Origin of the sequence: Paraclostridium sp. (assembly GCF_051656405.1) — a bacterium.
Classification (GTDB): domain Bacteria; phylum Bacillota; class Clostridia; order Peptostreptococcales; family Peptostreptococcaceae; genus Paraclostridium.
In genome coordinates, this window is sequence record NZ_JBOGBV010000075.1 from 1 (window position 1) to 19637 (window position 19637).

Consider the following 19637-nt stretch of genomic DNA (forward strand, 5'->3'; position numbering starts at 1 on the left):
TACATCTTTATTTTGTAGTATCAAATGAGAACATAATCTTTTTAATAAAACATGTTCTGGACATACACATCCCGATCCTCCAGAATCAACAGTTCCTAAAGTAAGTAACCTTACATTGTTGTATTCCTTACAGTATAAGGCTGGAATATCATCTACCTTAGGATTCATTTTAAACATTTTTCCAAAGCTTTGAGCTTCAGCTCCTGTTCTTTCAGAAACTAATTTTTTCATTTCTGAAATTGGAGTTATCGATTCTGAAATTTCAGTTGGAAAACCTAATGCTAAACCTAAGTTTGCATCTGGATCTGCATCAACTGCTACAACTCTATATCCTTCATCAGCAAATGTTCTTGCTAACATTGAAGAAAAAGTTGTTTTTCCTACTCCACCTTTACCTGTTATTGCTATTTTCATATCTCTCTCCCTCTGTCATTAGTTTATTTTTATTTTTTAAGCTTCTGCTGTAACTTTTTTATTATTTTTCTCGTATACTACCTCTTCAAAATGAGGACGTTTAGATTCTATATTATTAACTATTGCACTTGCTAACTCTTGCGGATTTTCATGTACTGCAAACTTAGCTCCTACATGCTCAGTAATTGTATTAGTTAATTTTTCTACCATATTAGCAGAACCACCAACAGGAGGCATAACACCTAAGAATGTATCTATTCCTGAAGATACAACGTAGCATGCTATTGCAACAGCCTTCTCTGACATCCACTCTGGTGCAGCCCCAGCTACTGGAAGATCATTCATATCTAAATCTAAATAGCTAGCACAAGCTGCTACAACTTCTAATATACGACTTATATCAACACATGAACCCATATGAAGTACTGGTGGTATATCTGCTAACTCACAAACTGTAGCTAATCCTTTACCTGCTAATTTTCTAGCATCTTTACTTAATAAGCCATGTTTAGCTGCTGCTTGAGCTGCACATCCTGTTGCAACTACTATTATGTCATTTTTTATTAATTCCTTCATTACAGTTATGTGACCTTCATCACCTACTGTTTTAGGGTTATTACATCCGACTATACCAACTGCCCCTCTTAAAACTCCAGATTTTAGACAGTCTACTAATGGTTTTATAGTTCCTGGTTCATCTATTTGTGAGTTCACAACTCTATCTAATTGAGATAATATAGCTTCTATACTATATCCAACCGTTGCGAACGATTTCCCCTCTGGTATAAAGACTTTTTCTTCTTTTCTATTTTTATAGTTTAATATAGCTTCTTTTACTATACCTTTTGCTGATTCTAATGCTTCTTCTTCGTTGAATTCTATGTGAGTTGCTCCTGTGATTTTTGCTTTTGGTGATGTAGTTATGAATTTAGTGTGATAGCAATCTGATAATGATGCTAGTGCTGGGAATATACATTGAACGTCTACTATAACAGCTTCAACTGCTCCAGTTAAAATTGCTAATTCTTGTTGATGGAAGTTTCCAGCCATCTTAACTCCATGTCTCATAGTAACCTCATTAGCTGTACAGCACATTCCTGCTAAGTTAATACCTTCAGCTCCAACCTCTTTTGCTAAAGCTATCATTTCTGGATCTTCTGCCGCTAATACTACCATCTCTGATAGTGAAGGTTCATGACCATGTAATATTATATTTACTTTATTATTTTCTAATACTCCTAAGTTTGCTTCTGTTTCTCTTGGTATAGGTGTTCCAAATAAGATATCACTAAAACGTGTTCCTATCATAGATCCACCCCAACCATCTGCTAAAGATGTTCTCATACTCATATGTATTAAACTATCTAAGTCTGATGTACATCCAATATGAGTAGAGTGCATTATTGTTACAATCTCTCTATCTATAGCTCTTGGTTTAATTTTATATTTTTCCCAAACTTCTTGTCTTTGTTTAGGTGCTCTTTCTAAGAATCTTAATGTTCCATGAGGTTTACCAAATTCCATTAAAGCTACATCTGCTACCTCATGAGCTATATCATATATATCTCTATCTTCTGTAGCAACTCCCCATTCTGTTGCTAAGTCTAATAGTTTTTTCTCATCTCTTATTTTATAATTTCCATCTGGATTAGCAAGTGCCATTGTGTGTGCTATATCTCTTGCATGGTCAGAGTGAGCTGCTGCCCCTCCAGCTACCATTCTTGCAAAGTTTCTTCCAACTATAGTGTCTGCATCTGCTCCACATATACCTCTTGGTGTTTTTGGAGTTATTCTACAAGGTCCCATTGCACATATTCTACAACAATTTCCTTGTAATCCAAACCCACAGGCAGCTTTCATAGCAGCCTTTCTATCAAACGCTGTTTCTACCCCATCTTTTTTAGCCTTCTCCAACATAAGCTGAGTATTCAAATCAATTGACCATATTTTTTCACTCATATATCTATCCCCTTTTTATAAATTTAATTAAGAGAAGTATTTTGTTTTGTATAAGCTACATTCATTGCCGCATTTTATATTTATTAATTACCTAAATTATAGCAATTATATATAATACTTTCACTATAAATTTAGGTAACTTTTTAACAAAATTTACATATTATCTAGCTTTCATAGCTATTAATGCTCCATATGCTATAGAGTATAGCTTTGATTCATGGCTGTCAGCCCTTGAAACAAGTACAATTGGGCTTTTAGCCCCCATTATAACTCCTGCAGATTTTGCATTTGAAAAATATGTTAAAGATTTCCCTATTCCATTTCCAACTTCTATTGTAGGTACTAAAATTACATCTACATCCCCTGAAATTTTACTTTTAAAACCTTTTACTTTAGATGCTTCTTGTGATACAGCTAAGTCAAATGCCAAAGGCCCTTCTAGGGTAACATTTGGCCCAAAGATTCCGGCTTCACTTGCATCTTGCAACTTTTTACCATCTATAGTTGCCTGCATCTTTTCATTTACTTTTTCCTTAGCAGCTAATGCTGCAATTTTTATATTATCAATATTAAGCGACTCACAAGCTTTTATTGCATTTAAAACTATTTTTTCTTTTTGCTCATAATTAGGGCTTATATTCATGCCTCCGTCAGTTAGTATTAATAATTTGTGATAATTTGGTACTTCATATATCATTACATGACTTAGTAAACTATCAGTTCTTAATCCATACTCTTTATTTAAAACCTGTTTTAATAGTATAGATGTATCCAATAATCCTTTCATTAAAAAATCAGCTTTTTTGCTACTTACTAATTTAACTGCAATTTCTGCACATTCTTCGTAGCTTTCAGCTTCAATCATTTCAGTTTTTTCCAAATTTAAACCTAGATCTTTAGCTATTAACTTTATCTTTTCTAAATTTCCTATTAAAATCGGATCTATTATATTCATATTCATTGCATCCAAAACAGCATGTAAAACTTCTTCATCTTGGGCTGCTGCTACTGCTAATTTAACTTTTTTGTTTACCTTTAATTCCTTTATTATGTCTTCTAAGTTGTTGATCATTGTAACTCCTCCTTATATCTTTACTTTTGCCCTATTCTAAATATGTGTATAAATTTTTAAAGCTACAATTAATCTATTTGACATCGCTTTATTTACTCCTTTTAATAATAAAAAAAAGCTATAAAGATTTATTCTTTATAGCTTTTTTTATTATATTATCTAAAGTTATTTAACTCTCTTAAACAAGCAAGTGTAACTTCATCTTGTGGATCTATTTCATATGCTCTTTCTATATAGTAAGTAGCATTGTCTAAATCTCCATCATTTAGATATGCCATTCCTAAATTACAAAGTATTTCTGGATCTTCTTTCTTTAATTTTGCTGCTTTCTCAAAGTACTCTATAGCACCTTTCATATTATAACTAGATGCTTCGCAAAGCCCTAATTCAACTAAAGTATCTACTTGATTTGGTCTTATTATAAGTATTTTTTCAAAATACTTCTTAGCTTGGCCTACATCATTCATATTTCTATAAGCTAATCCTATCATAAATAATAAGTTCCACCAATCACCATGCTCATCAGATAATGGCAATAATTTTTCTAAGGCTTCTTCATTTTCACCTTGGAATACTAAATTATATCCTTCTTCATATTGAACTTTAAAATCCATTTTTCCTAAAATTTCTTGTATCTCAGCCATAAAGTCTTCAGGTAATCCTAATTTTATAGCTTCTTCCCAAGTAACCTTAGTTTTTATATATTGATTTTGGTTGTAATAATGATAACCTAAATGATAATGAGCAAGTGCAAATGATTCATCTAAATCTCTAACTTTCTCTAAAGCTTCTATTGCATCTAATAAGAATGCTTCCATAGGCTTTTCATCACCATTTTTTTGATGGTGCTTAGCTAACTCTTGGCATACTATTGCATAATGGTACAGTGAATTCACATCATCTGGATATAAAGTTACACTACACTTTAGATATATTAGAGAATCTGTATAATCTCCAACTTCAAAGTACTTTCTAGACATATAACCCATATATGATTTTAAATCTAGATCTAAATTCTCTTCAATAGCTTTAAGAAACTTTTTATATTCATCATTGTATTTAAAATTGCTATCAATTCCCATGATGTATATCATTGCATCTGCAATAGACATAGAACTTAACCCATCTTGAGCTGTGTTAGTTTTTATACCTTTAACTAATACATCATTTTTTATAGGCACATCTAACCCACCTTGAGGGAATGTGTATCCTTTTAAATTAAAGTCTGCTCCATTTTTAATTTTTAAAAATGCTAATTCCTCAGCTTTTTTTAATATATATTTTTCAACTCTAAACTTCATATTGACCTCCTATATCTCTACTGTGTATGATTTAGATTTCTCAAACACCTTTTTAGCATCGTAAACAAATAAAACTATACTCTCTTTTTTCTCTAAATCAGCCTTTATATTTTCTTTTAGTTTTAATATATCGTACTTAAAAGGCTCAAAATGTACATGCTTTATTATTTGCTTAGCAGGAGTATTTTCAAATCTAGGTATATATTTTAATATATTTTCTTCGTTTTGTAAAAATAAATGACATCTATTTTTAAAATCTTCAACTTCTATCTTACTCATAAAACCTGGTACATTAGATGTTTTTCCTAAAGATATATAGTCATATTTTATAATTTCAATAAACAGTTCTATATTTTCATTGATTTTTTCAGTGTAAAAATCTAATAGTATTTTATATAATTGATTTTTACCTTGAGACATATTAAAATATCCATTTTTATCAAAGTAAGTTGCAAAATCTTCAAAGAACTTAAATGGGCTTTCTTTGTAGTAATTATGAATTATATATCTCATTGAAAGAACAAAGTTTTTTGAATTGAAATATCTTTCTAATATTTCTTCTATATCTTTTAACTTTAAAATCTCATTGTATGTTATATATTTGTTGTATAAAACTTCATAAGGTGGATAATCCTTATATCTAAATTCATGTTCATCTGCATTGTTTCTTATTCCCGTTCCTTTTATCATCTTTAAAAAACCTAATTGCAGATGCTCTATACCTAAGTTAAAAACATCATTGAATGAGTTTTCAAAACTATTATAATCCTCATATGGTAATCCAGCTATTAAATCTAAATGTTGGTGTATATTTCTATATGAAGCTATTTTTTGAACTACATATGAAAGTTTACTAAAGTCATCTCTTCTTCCTACAGCTTCTAATACTTTTTCATTTGTAGTTTGTACTCCAATCTCGAATTGGAATAATCCTTCTTTGCATCCCTTTAGAAACTCTAGCATATCTTCAGTTAATAAATGAGCTGTAACTTCAAAATGATATGTTGTATAGTCATTATCATTTTCCATTAAAAACTGCATTATTTCCATTGCAAATTTTTTATTTGCATTGAAAGTTCTATCTATAAATTTTATTTGAGATACTCTAGCGTCTATAAGTGCCTTTAAATCGCTTTTTACTCTGTCTATACTAAAATATCTAAGACCTTGTAATGTAGAAGATAAGCAATATTGACAATTAAAAGGACATCCTCTAGATGTTTCATAATACACAATTCTATTTTCATATTCTGCTTTATTTAAATCTATATAAGGACTAGGTATTATGTCTAAGTTTTCTATATCTTTCATAGGTTTGTTTTTTACTATATCTCCATTATTTCTATAAACAAGGCCATCTACATCTTTTATATTAATATCTCCTTTTAGAGATTTTACAAAATCCCTAAATACAAGCTCTCCTTCTCCATAAAGTATGTAATCTACAAAATCATATTTTTTCATAGACTCTTCACTATCATAAGTTACTTCAGGTCCACCTAATGCAATTTTAACGTTTTTATTAACCTTTTTTAGGTTGTTACATATTTTTACTATATCATTTACATTCCATATATAAGTTGAGAATAATATTACATCATAATTATTAGCATATATATCTTTTAATATGAAATCTAATTCGTTATTTATTGTATATTCTCTTATATCTACATCTATATCTTCAATATCTTTAACCATTTGGTTTAAATATCTTATCGCTAAGTTTGTATGTATAAATTTTGAATTTAATGTTGTTAAAAGTATTTTCAACTAAATCACCTCTTTTTTAATTTTATTAGCTATAATTACCTATTTTTTGTTAAAATATTACATGTACTATTTTTTCTAACATTATGTATAAAAAGAAGGTTTTTTTATATTATTGTAGAATTATATCATATTATAAATTTCTTAAATCACTAAATTATATATGAAAGGAAGTATTGTATGAAATTGTTTGACAAAGTATCCATTGATGCATTATCTAAAAGAGATTTATTGCTTGTTATTAAAGCGTTAGAATATACTTATGAAAATACCAATTTAGAAGATTTCATCGACCTTAGAAATAGTCTTATAAAAGAACTTTGCTTTTTAACAAATACTGATGAACAAGTTTTTGTTGATTATTTAGAAACTAATGACTAAGCTCTTTTAAATTTAAAATTATAATCACCCGTTTTAGAAACCACTCCTATATTTAAAACATTATTGGAAAAGTTTCTAGATATAACCTTAATATTATTTAATATTGGATCCGATTTTGTATCTCCAATTTCTAAATTTATTAAATATCTCGGGTCAGATTTTATATTATATTCTTTTTTATTTATTTTATATTTTCTAAGTTTAATAATATATTCTGCCATAGAGTTTATAAAATCTATGTTATCTATCTTCTCATTTATATCAAAGCCTAAAATAGATAATATAGATTTTTTTATGCTCTTTATTCCTTGTATTTTAGTATCTCTATCGCTTATATATATATCATGTATTACATTTAGTAAATTATTTATTATATCATTATCTTCATAATCTTTTATCTTTAAATCTATATATCTATCTATACTTTGAATTACTTGTATTCTCTTCATTTCAAACTTAATAACTTCTGTTTTTTCCATCTCATATGTAAATTCAATTATTGTTGATTTAATTTTTTGCATCAATTCTTCATACTCTATGTCTTTATTTTCTATAATGGAGTGAATTAATGTATTGTAAATTAAACTAGAAATTAAAAAATCATTCATATATTCATTTTTCTTATTATACAATACATAATATTTTATAACTTTTACAACTTCTTCTTCACTTTTTTTCATGTTTGTATTGGATATTATAACTGGTAATAAAATGTTTACTATATTTATATCCAATAGCTTTTCACCATAAAATCTATAATAAAGTAATTCATCTCTTAATCTATTTTTATCTATTTTTACATATCTCTGAGCTAAATCATCAATTAAAGACTTAGTATTCAAGATAATCATATTTTTTATATATTTATCCTCAATGCTAAATGCATTTATATATGCTTTTTTTAATAACTCTTCTTTCATAGATACTACCTTCCTAACCCTCAAACTATTTTATAGTTTTATCAATTAATTAACTTGATATACTTTTATAATATAATAGCTTTGATTTTTAAAAAAAATAGGCAGCTATTAGCTGCCGTAAATGTAGGGGGGGAGTAGAATAGTGTTTATATACTCTACTTCCATATATATCTTTTGATTCTAATAAACTCATATTTCAGAGCCATTTCTTAATTTAATTATACAATACCCCAAATTTAGATGTAAAGTATTATTTTTCGACAAACGTGTATTTACTACATTCTTTCAGGCGCACCCATACCTAATATAGAAAGAGCATTTTCTATAGTTTGTTTTGTAGCTGCAACTAATGCTACTCTAGCTTTTTTAACTTCTATATCATCTACTAATATAGGATTATCATGATAGAACTTATTAAATGCTTGTGCTAAGTCTAATACAAATCTTGTTACTATATGTGGTTCATTTTTTCTCATTGCTGCTAATATACTATTGTTAAATGATGCTATTAACTTTAAAACTTCCGAACTGTCAGCATCACTTAATAAACTATAGTCTACATCTGCAGTTACATCCATGTTAGCTTTTCTTAAAACAGAACAGCATCTAGCATGAGTATATTGTACATATGGACCTGTCTCACCTTCGAAACTTAATGTTCTTTCCCATGAGAACGTATAGTCTTTTATTCTACTATTAGATAGTTCTTGGAATACTACAGCTCCAACTCCAACTTGTTTAGCTATTTCATCTACATTTTCAGCATTTGGGTTTTTAGCTAACATAGTTTCCTTTGTTTTCTCTATAGCTTGTCTTAATACAGACTCTAAAAATACTACTCTTCCTTTTCTAGTTGACATTGTACCTTCTTCTAATGCTACCATTCCAAATGGAACGTGAACCATATCTTTAGCCCATTCAAATCCTATTAACTCTAAGACTTTAAATAGTTGTTGGAAGTGTAAACTTTGTTGTGATCCAACTACGTATATACACTTTTCAAAATCATAATTTTCTTTTCTGTAAAGTGCAGCAGCTAAGTCTCTAGTCATGTATAATGTTGACCCATCTTTTTTAGTTATAAGCGCTGGTGTCATGTTATATTCTTCTAGATTTACTATGTTTGTTCCCTCAGATTCTTCTAATAATCCTTTATCTTTTATTATATCTATTACTCTATCCATTTTATCTGAATAGAAACTTTCTCCTGCATATGAGTCAAATTCTATATCTAATAAGTCATATACTCTTGAGAATTCTTTTAAACTTTCATCTCTAAACCATTGCCATAAATCTTTAGCTTCTTTATCGTCATTTTCTAATTTCGTAAACCAAGCTCTAGCTTCATCTTCCATTTCTGGATGTTTTTCAGCCTCATCATGGAATTGTATGTACAGTTTTAATAGTTCTGGTATTGGGTTAGATTCAACTGCTTCCTTATTTCCCCATTTTTTGAAAGCTACTATAAGCTTACCAAATTGAGTTCCATAATCTCCAAGGTGATTTACTCTTACTGTGTTGTATCCTTGAGAATCATATATTTTATATAAAGCATTTCCTATAACTGTTGTTCTTATATGTCCTATATGGAAAGGCTTAGCTATATTAGGAGATGAGAAGTCTATAACTACTGTCTTATCTTGTCCTAATTCACTATGTCCATATTTTTTTCCTTGAGTTAATACATCATTTATAACATTTTTAGCTAATTGAGATTTATTAACGAAAAAGTTAACATATCCTCCCGCTGGTTCAACTTTTGATATAGCATCTTTTGCTTCTATACTTTCAGCTAAATCTGCAGCTATCATATTTGGAGCTTTTCTAAATACCTTTGCTAATCTAAAGCATGGAAATGCGTAATCTCCCATCTCACTATTAGGTGGTGTTTCTATTAACCCAACTATTTCTTCTAAAGATAAATCTTCTATTTTTTCTTTTAACGATTTGGCTACTTCTATTTTAAAATCTTGCATATCAGTACTCCTTCCTTATTCTTATAACACTTTATGATAAAACAAATTATACTTTTTTTCAAGTATCTGTCTACTTTTCCAAATCTTTCTCATTGATAATGTGTATTCCTTGATTTTTTAGGATTGCAGCTGTAACACCTGCCCCATTAATTTTTTTTCCTGTAAATGTTCCATCATATATTTTATTACTTCCACAAGACGGACTTCCTTCCTTTAAAATCGCTTCACTACAATTATATAATTGTGCTATTTTTAAAGCTTCTTTAGCACCTTTTATAAAATTTTCTGTTGTATCTATTCCATCTTTATTTTTAACTTTACATTTACCTGATAAAACATCAAATCCATTTCCATTTTCAATTTCACATGGAATTCTTGGTGTACTTAATCCCCCTAATTGTTCAGGGCAAACTAAAACAAATTGTTTGCCCCTTAAATATTTCTTAACTATTTCATGGTTGTTATTATCGCCATCATATTTACAGTTTATTCCTAATAAACACGCTGATACTAATATCATTTTTTATCTCCTTATTTTAAAGTTACTATTGTAACTCCCATTCCACCTTCACCATATTGTCCTGGTCTTTGAGATTTTACATGTTTATGTTTTTTTAACATTTCAGTTATTCCACTTTTTAATACTCCTGTTCCTATACCATGTATAACTGTTACTTTTTCAAGGCCTGCTAAACATGCATCATCAAGGTATTTATCTACTTCTTCTCTAGCTTCTTCTAAAGTCATACCTCTTAAATCCACATCATTTTTTACTCTTCCAGATTTAGATTTTATAACATTTCTAGTAGCTTTTGTAACTGTAGATTTCGGATCTTTTTTAGCTTTTTCTAAAGATTTAAACGGTAGGTTCATTTTCATTATTCCAATTTGTACTACAGCTTCCTTTTTATTATTATCTACTGTAACTACAGATCCTTGTTGATTTAAAGTTATTACTTTAACTTCATCTCCAGGATTTAATTCCTTTATTTCCTTTGAAGATGTTTTTGGAACTATCATGCTTTTTACACTTGGCTGTAATGCTCCCATAGAATTTGAAATTTCTTTTCTTAATTCTTCAATTTTTCTATTTTTATCTTTAGACATACTTTCTTGTTCTAATCTTCTAAGTTCTTTTATAACGGCTTCTGTTTCTTCTTTAGCTTGTCTCGTAATTCTAAAGGCTTCTTGTCTAGCTTCTTCTAATAATCTCTCTCTTTGAGCTGCTATTTTATCTAACTTAGATTCATATTCTTCTTTTAGTTCTTGAATTTCTTTTCTTAATCTAGCAGCTTCTTCTCTTTCTTCTACAGCTTCTACTCTTGATTTTTCTAAGCTATGAATTACATCTTCAACAGCTATAGTGTCTGTATCTATAAATTCTTTAGCTCTATTAATTACATAATCACTTAATCCTAACCTTTTAGATATCGCAAATGCATTAGATTTTCCTGGAACTCCAATAAATAATCTATATGTTGGTCTTAAGTTTTCTAAATCAAATTCTACTGCTGCATTTTCTACTCCATCTTTAGTAAGTGCATAGTGCTTTATCTCACTGTAGTGAGTAGTAGCTATACATTTAGCTCCTGCCATATTTACATCTTCAAGTATAGCTATAGCAAGTCCAGCTCCTTCTACAGGGTCTGTCCCAGCTCCTAACTCATCAAATATTACCAATGAGTTTTCAGTTACTTCATTTAATATAGATACTATATTAGTCATATGAGATGAAAATGTAGATAAACTTTGTTCTATACTTTGCTCATCTCCTATATCTGCAAATACATTGTCATAAACGCACATACTCGTTCCATAGTCTGCAGGTATGTGTAACCCACTTTGTACCATAAGTGCAAATAGTCCTACAGTTTTAATCGTAACAGTTTTACCTCCTGTATTAGGCCCTGTTATAACTAATGTATGGAACTCCTCACCTAGTCTTATGTCGTTTCCTACCACACTTTTTCTATCTAATAAAGGATGTCTTCCATTTTTTATATTTATATAATTTTCTTTATTTAGCTTTGGTTCTATACCTTTTAATGCTAATGATAATTTACCTTTTGCAAATGCGAAATCTATCTTTCCTAGAATTTCTTGATTACTTAATATATCATCACTTATATCTCCAACCATAGCTGATAATTCACTTAGTATTCTTTCTATTTCTTCTTTTTCTTTTAATCTAAATTGTCTAAGTTCATTGTTCATCTCAACTATACTCATAGGCTCTATAAATAAAGTGGCTCCTGATGATGATTGATCATGAACTATACCTGATACTTGACCTCTATATTCAGCCTTTACAGGTACTACAAATCTATCTCCTCTTATTGATATTATTGCATCTTGTAAGTATTTTTGGTAAGTTGACGAACTGATTATTCCATTTAATTTAGAACGTATAGATTGATTCTTTTGTATTATTTTTCTTCTTAAAGATCTTAACTCGCTTGAAGCACTATCTGAAATCTCCACTTCACTAACTATAGCATTGTATATTTTGTCTTCTACTTCCCTATAAGTGTATAGTCCACTTGATAATGCTTGTATTATTGGGTAATTGAAATCTTCTTCTTCACTTGAAGATAAATTGTTGTTTAAAAGCCTAGCTACCCTCAAAGTATCTGCTATCATTAATAAACTTCCAGGATCTATAGATGCTCCAACTTTTGCTCTTTTAACTTTATCTTCTACATCATGTAGGCCTTGTAGATTTATTCCACCTTTTTTTATAAGTATCGATTGAGCTTCACTAGTTTCTTCTAGCATGTATTTGACTTCTTCATAGTCTGAGCTGGGTACTAATTCATTGATGTATTTTAACCCTAAAGAAGACGAAGCTTTTTCTTTTAATAATGATGTTATCTTATCAAACTCTAAAATTTTCAACGATTTTTTATTCATGCTTCCTCCTAAAGAAATTTTTATGTAAATTTTAAGTGTATTTTATGTAATTTTGTACTATACTATTTATATATTATACATAATCAAATCTATTTTGTGATATATATAATTTAATTTAATTTTTAGCAAGGAGATGTTTTTTATGAACAGTGTTTTAAAAGATTTACAACCTAGTTTAGTTTTTAAGTATTTTGAAGAGATATCTCAAATACCAAGAGGATCAAAAAATGAAAAAGCTATAAGTGACTACTTACGTAATTTTGGTGAAAGCTTAGGGTTAGAAACTATTCAAGATGAGAGTCTAAATATAATAATAAGAAAGCCAGCAACTCCTGGATATGAAAATGCGCCTGGCGTAGTACTTCAAGGTCATATGGATATGGTTTGTGAGAAGAATAAAAGTACTAATCACGATTTTATGAAAGACCCAATCAAATTAAGAATAGATGGAGATTATATATATGCAACTGATACAACTTTAGGTGCTGATAACGGTATAGCTGTTGCTATGGGACTTGCTATACTTGCTTCTAATGATATAGCTCACCCAGCTTTAGAGGTTCTTGTAACTGTTGATGAAGAAGCTGGTATGACTGGTGCAATGGCATTAGATGGTAGTTTAGTAAAAGGAAAATACATATTAAACTTAGACTCAGAAGAAGAGGGTTATCTTTTAGTAAGTTGTGCAGGTGGAGTAACTGCTTTATCAACTTTACCAGTTAACTTTGTAAAACCAGAAACTCCTAGAAAAGCTTATTTATTAGAAATAAAAGGATTACTTGGTGGACACTCTGGTATGGATATAATAAAACAAAGAGGAAATGCTAATAAGTTATTAGGAAGACTTTTAAATTCTTTAAATGTTGATTTTGATATTGCAAAGGTTGAAGGCGGTTCTAAAAATAACGCTATCCCTCGTGAAGCTGATTGTGTAATAATGGTTAACAACGATCAAATAGATGAGTTTTTAACTCACGTAAAAGATATAACTAATACATTTAAACATGAATTAAGCACTTCTGATCCAGGGCTTGAAATAGTATGTTCTGAAACTAATACACCTGAATCAATACTTGACTCTACTTCTAAAAATAGAGTTATAAAAATGCTTAACTTAATACCAAATGCTATCCAAACTATGAGTATGGATATAGAAAATCTAGTTGAAAGTTCTACTAACTTAGGTGTTGTTAGAACTACAGACTCTACAGTTACATTTGAGTGTGCTGTTAGAAGTTCTGTTAAATCACTTAAAGAAGATATAACAGCTAGAATGGATCTTTTAATATCTGAGTTTGGTGGAAGTCTTCAATTAATTAGTGACTATCCAGCTTGGGAATATACTAAAGGTTCTGAATTAGAAAAAATATGTGTTGAAGCATTTAAAAATCTTACAGGTAAAGAGCCTATAATAATGGCTTTACATGCTGGTCTTGAGTGTGGTTTATTACTTGATAAGATGCCTCATGCTGAAGCTATATCATTTGGACCTAATATGCACGACGTTCATACTCCAAATGAGCACTTAAGCATATCTTCAACTGAAAATACATGGAACTACTTAGTAGCAATATTAAAATCTATGAAGTAGTAAAATAAAAAAACTCCTCTAAATTAGAGGAGTTTTTTTATTTCAATTTATCTATTGGTTTTTCAGCCACAATTATTATTTGTAATGCAGTTGTAAGTAATGAAGTTTTCTTTCTATACGCCATATATTTACTTTCCCATATATCACAATACTTTTCTTTAAATCTTTTTAATCCTTTAAATGAATAGAAGTTTTGTCCATGAGAATATATTTGTGCCGCTATTTTTTCTGATAAAAATGAGTATTTCGATCTACCTACATTAGATAAAGGAGCCATACCCATATTAAATCTTTCATAACCTTGTTCTTTTCCCCATTTAAATAAATTTACAAATATGAAATCCATTATTCCATTACATGTTTCATGTGAAAAACGCATTAAATCTATGGATAATGTTTTATTGGTATCATACATAGGCATTAAATTGCTAAATCCTTTTATCTCATATTTATTGTTTCTAACTATAGCCATAGGTTGTTTATTTAAATATTCCTTATCAAAGAATCCTATATAGAATCCTTTCTCTTGTCTTCCTCCTAACCATTCATCTGAAACTTCTTTTAATTGATCAAACATTTCATCTGAAAATGGTGGATATATAATCTCAAATGTATAATCTTCTTTTTCTACTCTAGAAAGTGCATTTCTTACACTTTTCATTTTTCTACCTTCTAGTGTAAAGTTTTTTAAGTCTACTAATCCATCTTCGCCTAATTTCATAAACTCATAACCAGTTTCATGTAGGTCAGGCATCATAGTTTTATCTATAGCACAGAATACTGGTGAATATCCATATAAATCAGCTAGATTGTAAAAGTTCTCAATAGTTTCAAGTACTTTTTCTTTGTTTCCTACAGGATTTCCAAGTATTACTATTTTATCAGCTGATATTTGGTATTGAAGTAAAACATCTTTAGTTTCATTTATATACACAAATTTATCTTTTAAATAAATATAGTGTATTAATGGAGATCCTCCAAACTTTTCGATTATATTTTTAACATCCTCTTCACATTCATCTATATGTCTTCGAGGAAAATCATTATCTTTATTTATTTTGTAAATCATCCATAATAAAAATATAGCAATTATAAGTCCACTTATACTTAATCCCAATAAAGATAATCCATAATGTTTTATAGATTGTATCTTATAGTTTGCAATAGGTAATTTTCCGATTTTCCCATTTAAGTTTGCATAAACCGTATAAATGTATAAACCTTGGAATGATAATAGCAAGATTATATCTTGTATAAATACTCCCCATCTCATTACAAAACTTTCTCTATAAAATTGCTTTTTACCAAACCATAATAAGATTGCAACTATTGCTAGGTAAGCACTTCTATAATACCAAGGATCCCTTATCAGAGTAATTACAACTGCTCCAATTATTAATGTTAGTGTTAGTTTATAAATTCCTTTAGATTTATAAATCATTACTCTAGACATTGCAATTAATAAGAATCCTATAACTATAGATACTCTTTGTGGTATATGAACTATCGAAAAACTAGATACTTTATTTAATATAAAAAATTTCCGAGCTAAATCAGGAGTCGCTTCAGTTATTAGTAAACTAACACCTGATAATAATACAAGCAATACTAGTCCTATATGTGCAATTTTTGATAAAGTTGTAATTATTATATCTTTTACATCATCATTTAAGTTTTTAAAGTAATCTTGAGCATATAATAAAAGTCCTATAAGTAAAGGAATTATATAATATGAAACACGATATAAAAACATTGCTAATAATACCTTTTCTGATGGTACATTTAAAGTTTCTAGACCAAGTATCATTGTTATATCAAATGATCCTATTCCCCCTGGAGCCATACTTACAATTGCTGCAACAATTGCAACTACAAATATTGGTAAGAATTTTGCAGCAGGAACTGGTTCTCCTAGAATTCTTATAGTGCTATATATTAAGAATATTGTAGTAACCCACTCTAAAGCAGATATAATCATTATAATAACAGCATCTTTTATATCTGATTTTTGATCTGCTGTTGATTTTAAAAATTTAAATACTAAATATATTGATAATATAGGAAAGTAAGTACTTATTAATACTGTCATTATACTTACAAATTGGTTTAGCTTTATGTTTGTAAAGTTTGTTATTACGTAAACGAAACAAACCATAGAAAAACCACTAAGATTTAAAGCAACTATCTTAGATATTTCTTTTACTAATAGCTTTGTATCTTTAACATGATCTTTATAGAAATTAGTTTTTAGCGCTATTGCTGTACTTCCTCCAAACCCAGCTATACTAGCAATAGAACTTGCTATCCATGAATACTTATATAATTTAAGGTTATTTAATTTTATTCCAACTCTTTTTTTAAGTATAAAATCATATAAACTTAATGGTAAATACGATATTATTCCTAATAAAACTATTATCAGCATGTTTGACACTGTTAACTTATCTGCATACCTTTTAAATACATCCATATTAAAGGATTCAAATACATTTTTAAATTCTTTAATTACTACAATGAAAATTGCAAATGCAAAAATTATTTTTAGCCATTTAAACAATTTGTGCTTGTTCATTTATCAAATCCCTCCCTTAGCTTGTATATCAACAGTAATAAACTTTTACATATTTATTTTTTTTTTACAAAATCCAAAAAACCAATACATTATATTATAGCTTATTTGAATAATTGTATAAATTAAATTTATAAAATATACTTACACAATTGTAAATTATACCCTAATTTACATAATTTAACAAAAATCTCTTCAAATTTCAATATTTGTGTACATTTTGTGACTTCATTTTATATATTTTCACACAAAAACTTTCTTATGTGGTTAGTTGCATAAAAAAGGATAATATGTAATATTAGTATACATATTATCCTTTTTTATTATTCAACACCTTTATAGTAATGGCCGGATGTTAATCCAGTATTTTCAAGCTCTTTATATAACTTTTTAGATTTCATACCCATATTAAAATCATTTTCTATACACTCTACAAAAGCTTCAAGTATAGACTTTATTTCTTCATTTGATTCAAATGTTAAATCTATTCTAAATACATTTATACCAGATTTATTTAATTCGTTTAAATCTTCTAATACACATAGTGGTTTAGAATTGTATATGCTAGTTCTACAGAAAATATCTTGAGATAATCTATAAGTCCTATCTTTATCATCTTTTAGTGCATATAAACTCTTATTACAAACAGAGCTTCTTTTATCTTTTTTACAGTTTCTAACTAAAACTCCCATTGGACAGTATTCACTGATCATAAGAGGTGTATATCCATAAACTATACTTTCTATTTCACTATCAGTATACTTCAGCATATCTTTTATTTCTGTTAAATTTAACTCTTGAGATAAGCAAATTGTATTTGCTCCTTCTGATTTATAGTGATTTATAGTTTCACTATTAAAGGAATTTAAGTAACTATCTATATATATCTCTTTTCCCTTATATAAATTTACACAACCTGAATTTCCAGCTTGTATAGGTACTTTTTCAACTTTATTTAAAATAGCATAATCTTTATTTCTAAGAATTCTAGGAGGAGAATAGATAAGCTTTATATTATTGCAACAAATTTCTTTAGCTTCCTCTAATGTGTTTATATCTTCATAATATACTGCATCTATATCATGTAATACTACAGTTTTTAATTGTTCTATATTTTTAACTTTAACTCTTAGTTTTATATCTTTATCCTCTTTTATAACTTTTGGTGAGTACTTTATACACGAATCTTTGAAGTTTCTATTTTTTATAATGACTCTTTCATTGCTTAATTTATCTATAGCATCTCTTCTAAGTTGATTTAGTACACTTATTGGTAAACTTATGCCTTCATCTATATCCACATCTATATTTCTCAATACATATGTGGTATTTCCTAGTTTCTTTATTTGAGAAACTATTTTTTCCTCACCTAGTGCAACCTTCATAGCTTTCTCTACAAGCTTTTCATTTGTAACAGTTATTTCATTTTCATATCCATCTTTTAATCTAAGTTTTGGAGGTTGTCCAAGTTTTAATTCAATAGTAGCATCTATAGGAATTTTTATATTTTCACTATCTTCTTCAAATGATTTCTTAATAGTATTTAACAAATCACTGTCTGATGTTTTATATACTATTTGCCCTTTTTTAGCCTCTCCTATAAAATCTAATTCTATAAGTTCTCCAGCTTCTCCTATATCACTTATTGTATTATTTTGCTTAATAATTCTTCCTATAGTTCCTCCACCTAAGTTAATTCCATCACCTTTTTTAAGTGTATTCTCTAATTTAATTTTTAAGCGTTTAGCTCTTTTATTGTAATCAATTACTTTTCCAATATAAAGTCCTACATTATTAGGTCGATTTGAGTTCATAATATCTTCTCCAACCTCTCCTAATAAATATCCTTTTGTAAACTTTCTATTAAATATAGTATATAAATTATTCATAGTTTCATTCGATACATCTACTTGATTTTTTTCTATATATGTATCTATAGTTTTTCTATAACTACTTATTACAGTTGCTACGTATTCTGGACGTTTCATTCTTCCTTCAATTTTTAAAGAGTGTACTCCAGCTTCTATAACTCTGTCTATTTCCTCTATCGTATTTAAATCTCTAGGACTTAATAAATACTCACCTTCTGTATCTATGACTTTGCCTGAGTTTATATCTATTAATTCATACTTTTGTCTACATGGTTGAGCACATCTACCTCTATTTCCCGATCTGTTTCCTATCATACTACTCATTAAACACTGACCTGAATAGCATACACATAATGCTCCATGTACAAATATCTCAATATCAACATTAGTATTTTTACATATATGCTCAATCTCATCAATATTAAGTTCTCTAGCTAAAACAACCCTGTCAAATCCAAGGTTTTGTAAATATAATGTATCTTCTAGGGAATGTGCAACCATTTGTGTACTTGCATGCAATTCAAAGTCTGGAAGTAACCTTTTTATTAGTTTAGCCATTCCTATATCTTGAAGTATAACTGCATCAACGTCTATATCATATAAGTATTTTATATAATTAAGAAAATCATCTATTTCATATTGTTTTATAAGTGTATTTGCTGTTACAAATATTTTTACATTTCTTATATGTGCATACTTTACAGCTTCTTGTAATTCTTCTCTGTCAAAGTTATTTGCTGAAGCTCTAGCACTAAATTCTTTTCCACCTAAATAAACTGCATTTGCTCCATTTTGTACAGCTGCTTTTAACGCATCAAAACTACCTACAGGTGCTAGTAATTCTGTATTCATAACTACCTCCTTATTGTCATTAAAAACTAAAACCTTCAGGTTATTTTTCCTGAA

At 28.7% G+C, this 19637-nt stretch carries 13 protein-coding genes; 2 read left to right on the forward strand and 11 right to left on the reverse strand.

Annotated features, from left to right (window positions below; genetic code table 11):
- The 5 genes from ACRDDE_RS12195 to ACRDDE_RS12215 all read right to left on the reverse strand — a co-directional run.
- A partial coding sequence (locus ACRDDE_RS12195) for a nucleotide-binding protein (RefSeq protein WP_438627659.1) occupies positions 1-414 on the reverse strand: 414 nt, incomplete at its 3' end.
- A gap of 36 nt (positions 415-450) precedes the next feature.
- Positions 451-2373 (reverse strand): anaerobic carbon-monoxide dehydrogenase catalytic subunit, encoded by a 1923-nt coding sequence (gene cooS, locus ACRDDE_RS12200; protein WP_438627661.1) that lies wholly within the window; start codon positions 2371-2373, stop codon positions 451-453.
- 160 nt (positions 2374-2533) lie between these two features.
- Positions 2534-3445 carry a bifunctional enoyl-CoA hydratase/phosphate acetyltransferase gene (locus ACRDDE_RS12205; protein WP_438627663.1) on the reverse strand — a complete coding sequence of 304 codons (912 nt, stop codon included), beginning with the start codon at positions 3443-3445 and terminating at the stop codon, positions 2534-2536.
- A 155-nt stretch (positions 3446-3600) separates the two neighbouring features.
- Positions 3601-4746 carry a tetratricopeptide repeat protein gene (locus tag ACRDDE_RS12210; RefSeq protein WP_438627666.1) on the reverse strand — a complete coding sequence of 382 codons (1146 nt, stop codon included), beginning with the start codon at positions 4744-4746 and terminating at the stop codon, positions 3601-3603.
- 9 nt (positions 4747-4755) lie between these two features.
- Positions 4756-6516 (reverse strand): B12-binding domain-containing radical SAM protein, encoded by a 1761-nt coding sequence (locus ACRDDE_RS12215; RefSeq protein ID WP_438627668.1) that lies wholly within the window; start codon positions 6514-6516, stop codon positions 4756-4758.
- Between the two features lie 177 nt (positions 6517-6693).
- Here ACRDDE_RS12215 and ACRDDE_RS12220 point away from each other — a divergent pair, with 177 nt between their 5' ends.
- The gene (locus tag ACRDDE_RS12220) at positions 6694-6894 is read left to right on the forward strand and encodes a hypothetical protein (protein ID WP_021428472.1); all 201 of its coding nucleotides are present in this window, start codon (positions 6694-6696) and stop codon (positions 6892-6894) included.
- Here ACRDDE_RS12220 and ACRDDE_RS12225 read toward each other — a convergent pair.
- From ACRDDE_RS12225 to ACRDDE_RS12240, 4 genes are all read right to left on the reverse strand, one after another.
- On the reverse strand, positions 6891-7814 hold the full coding sequence (locus tag ACRDDE_RS12225) for a hypothetical protein (RefSeq protein ID WP_438627670.1): 924 nt from the start codon (positions 7812-7814) through the stop codon (positions 6891-6893). The genes ACRDDE_RS12220 and ACRDDE_RS12225 overlap by 4 nt on opposite strands.
- A gap of 275 nt (positions 7815-8089) precedes the next feature.
- The gene (argS, locus tag ACRDDE_RS12230) at positions 8090-9790 is read right to left on the reverse strand and encodes an arginine--tRNA ligase (RefSeq protein WP_438627672.1); all 1701 of its coding nucleotides are present in this window, start codon (positions 9788-9790) and stop codon (positions 8090-8092) included.
- A 70-nt stretch (positions 9791-9860) separates the two neighbouring features.
- The gene (locus ACRDDE_RS12235; protein WP_438627674.1) at positions 9861-10310 is read right to left on the reverse strand and encodes a DUF523 domain-containing protein; all 450 of its coding nucleotides are present in this window, start codon (positions 10308-10310) and stop codon (positions 9861-9863) included.
- 11 nt (positions 10311-10321) lie between these two features.
- Positions 10322-12700 carry an endonuclease MutS2 gene (locus tag ACRDDE_RS12240; RefSeq protein ID WP_438627676.1) on the reverse strand — a complete coding sequence of 793 codons (2379 nt, stop codon included), beginning with the start codon at positions 12698-12700 and terminating at the stop codon, positions 10322-10324.
- A 142-nt stretch (positions 12701-12842) separates the two neighbouring features.
- Here ACRDDE_RS12240 and ACRDDE_RS12245 point away from each other — a divergent pair, with 142 nt between their 5' ends.
- Positions 12843-14291: an aminoacyl-histidine dipeptidase gene (locus ACRDDE_RS12245; protein WP_438627678.1), complete on the forward strand. Its 1449-nt coding sequence runs from the start codon at positions 12843-12845 to the stop codon at positions 14289-14291.
- 37 nt (positions 14292-14328) lie between these two features.
- Here the strand turns inward: ACRDDE_RS12245 and mprF are convergent, their stop codons facing one another.
- Both mprF and ACRDDE_RS12255 read right to left on the reverse strand, forming a co-directional pair.
- A complete protein-coding gene (gene mprF / locus ACRDDE_RS12250) occupies positions 14329-16863 on the reverse strand; it encodes a bifunctional lysylphosphatidylglycerol flippase/synthetase MprF (protein ID WP_438627680.1) in 2535 nt (844 codons plus the stop codon).
- A 320-nt stretch (positions 16864-17183) separates the two neighbouring features.
- Complete coding sequence (locus ACRDDE_RS12255; protein ID WP_438627682.1) at positions 17184-19583, reverse strand: DUF3656 domain-containing U32 family peptidase; 2400 nt, start codon at positions 19581-19583, stop codon at positions 17184-17186.
- Positions 19584-19637 lie beyond the last annotated feature (54 nt).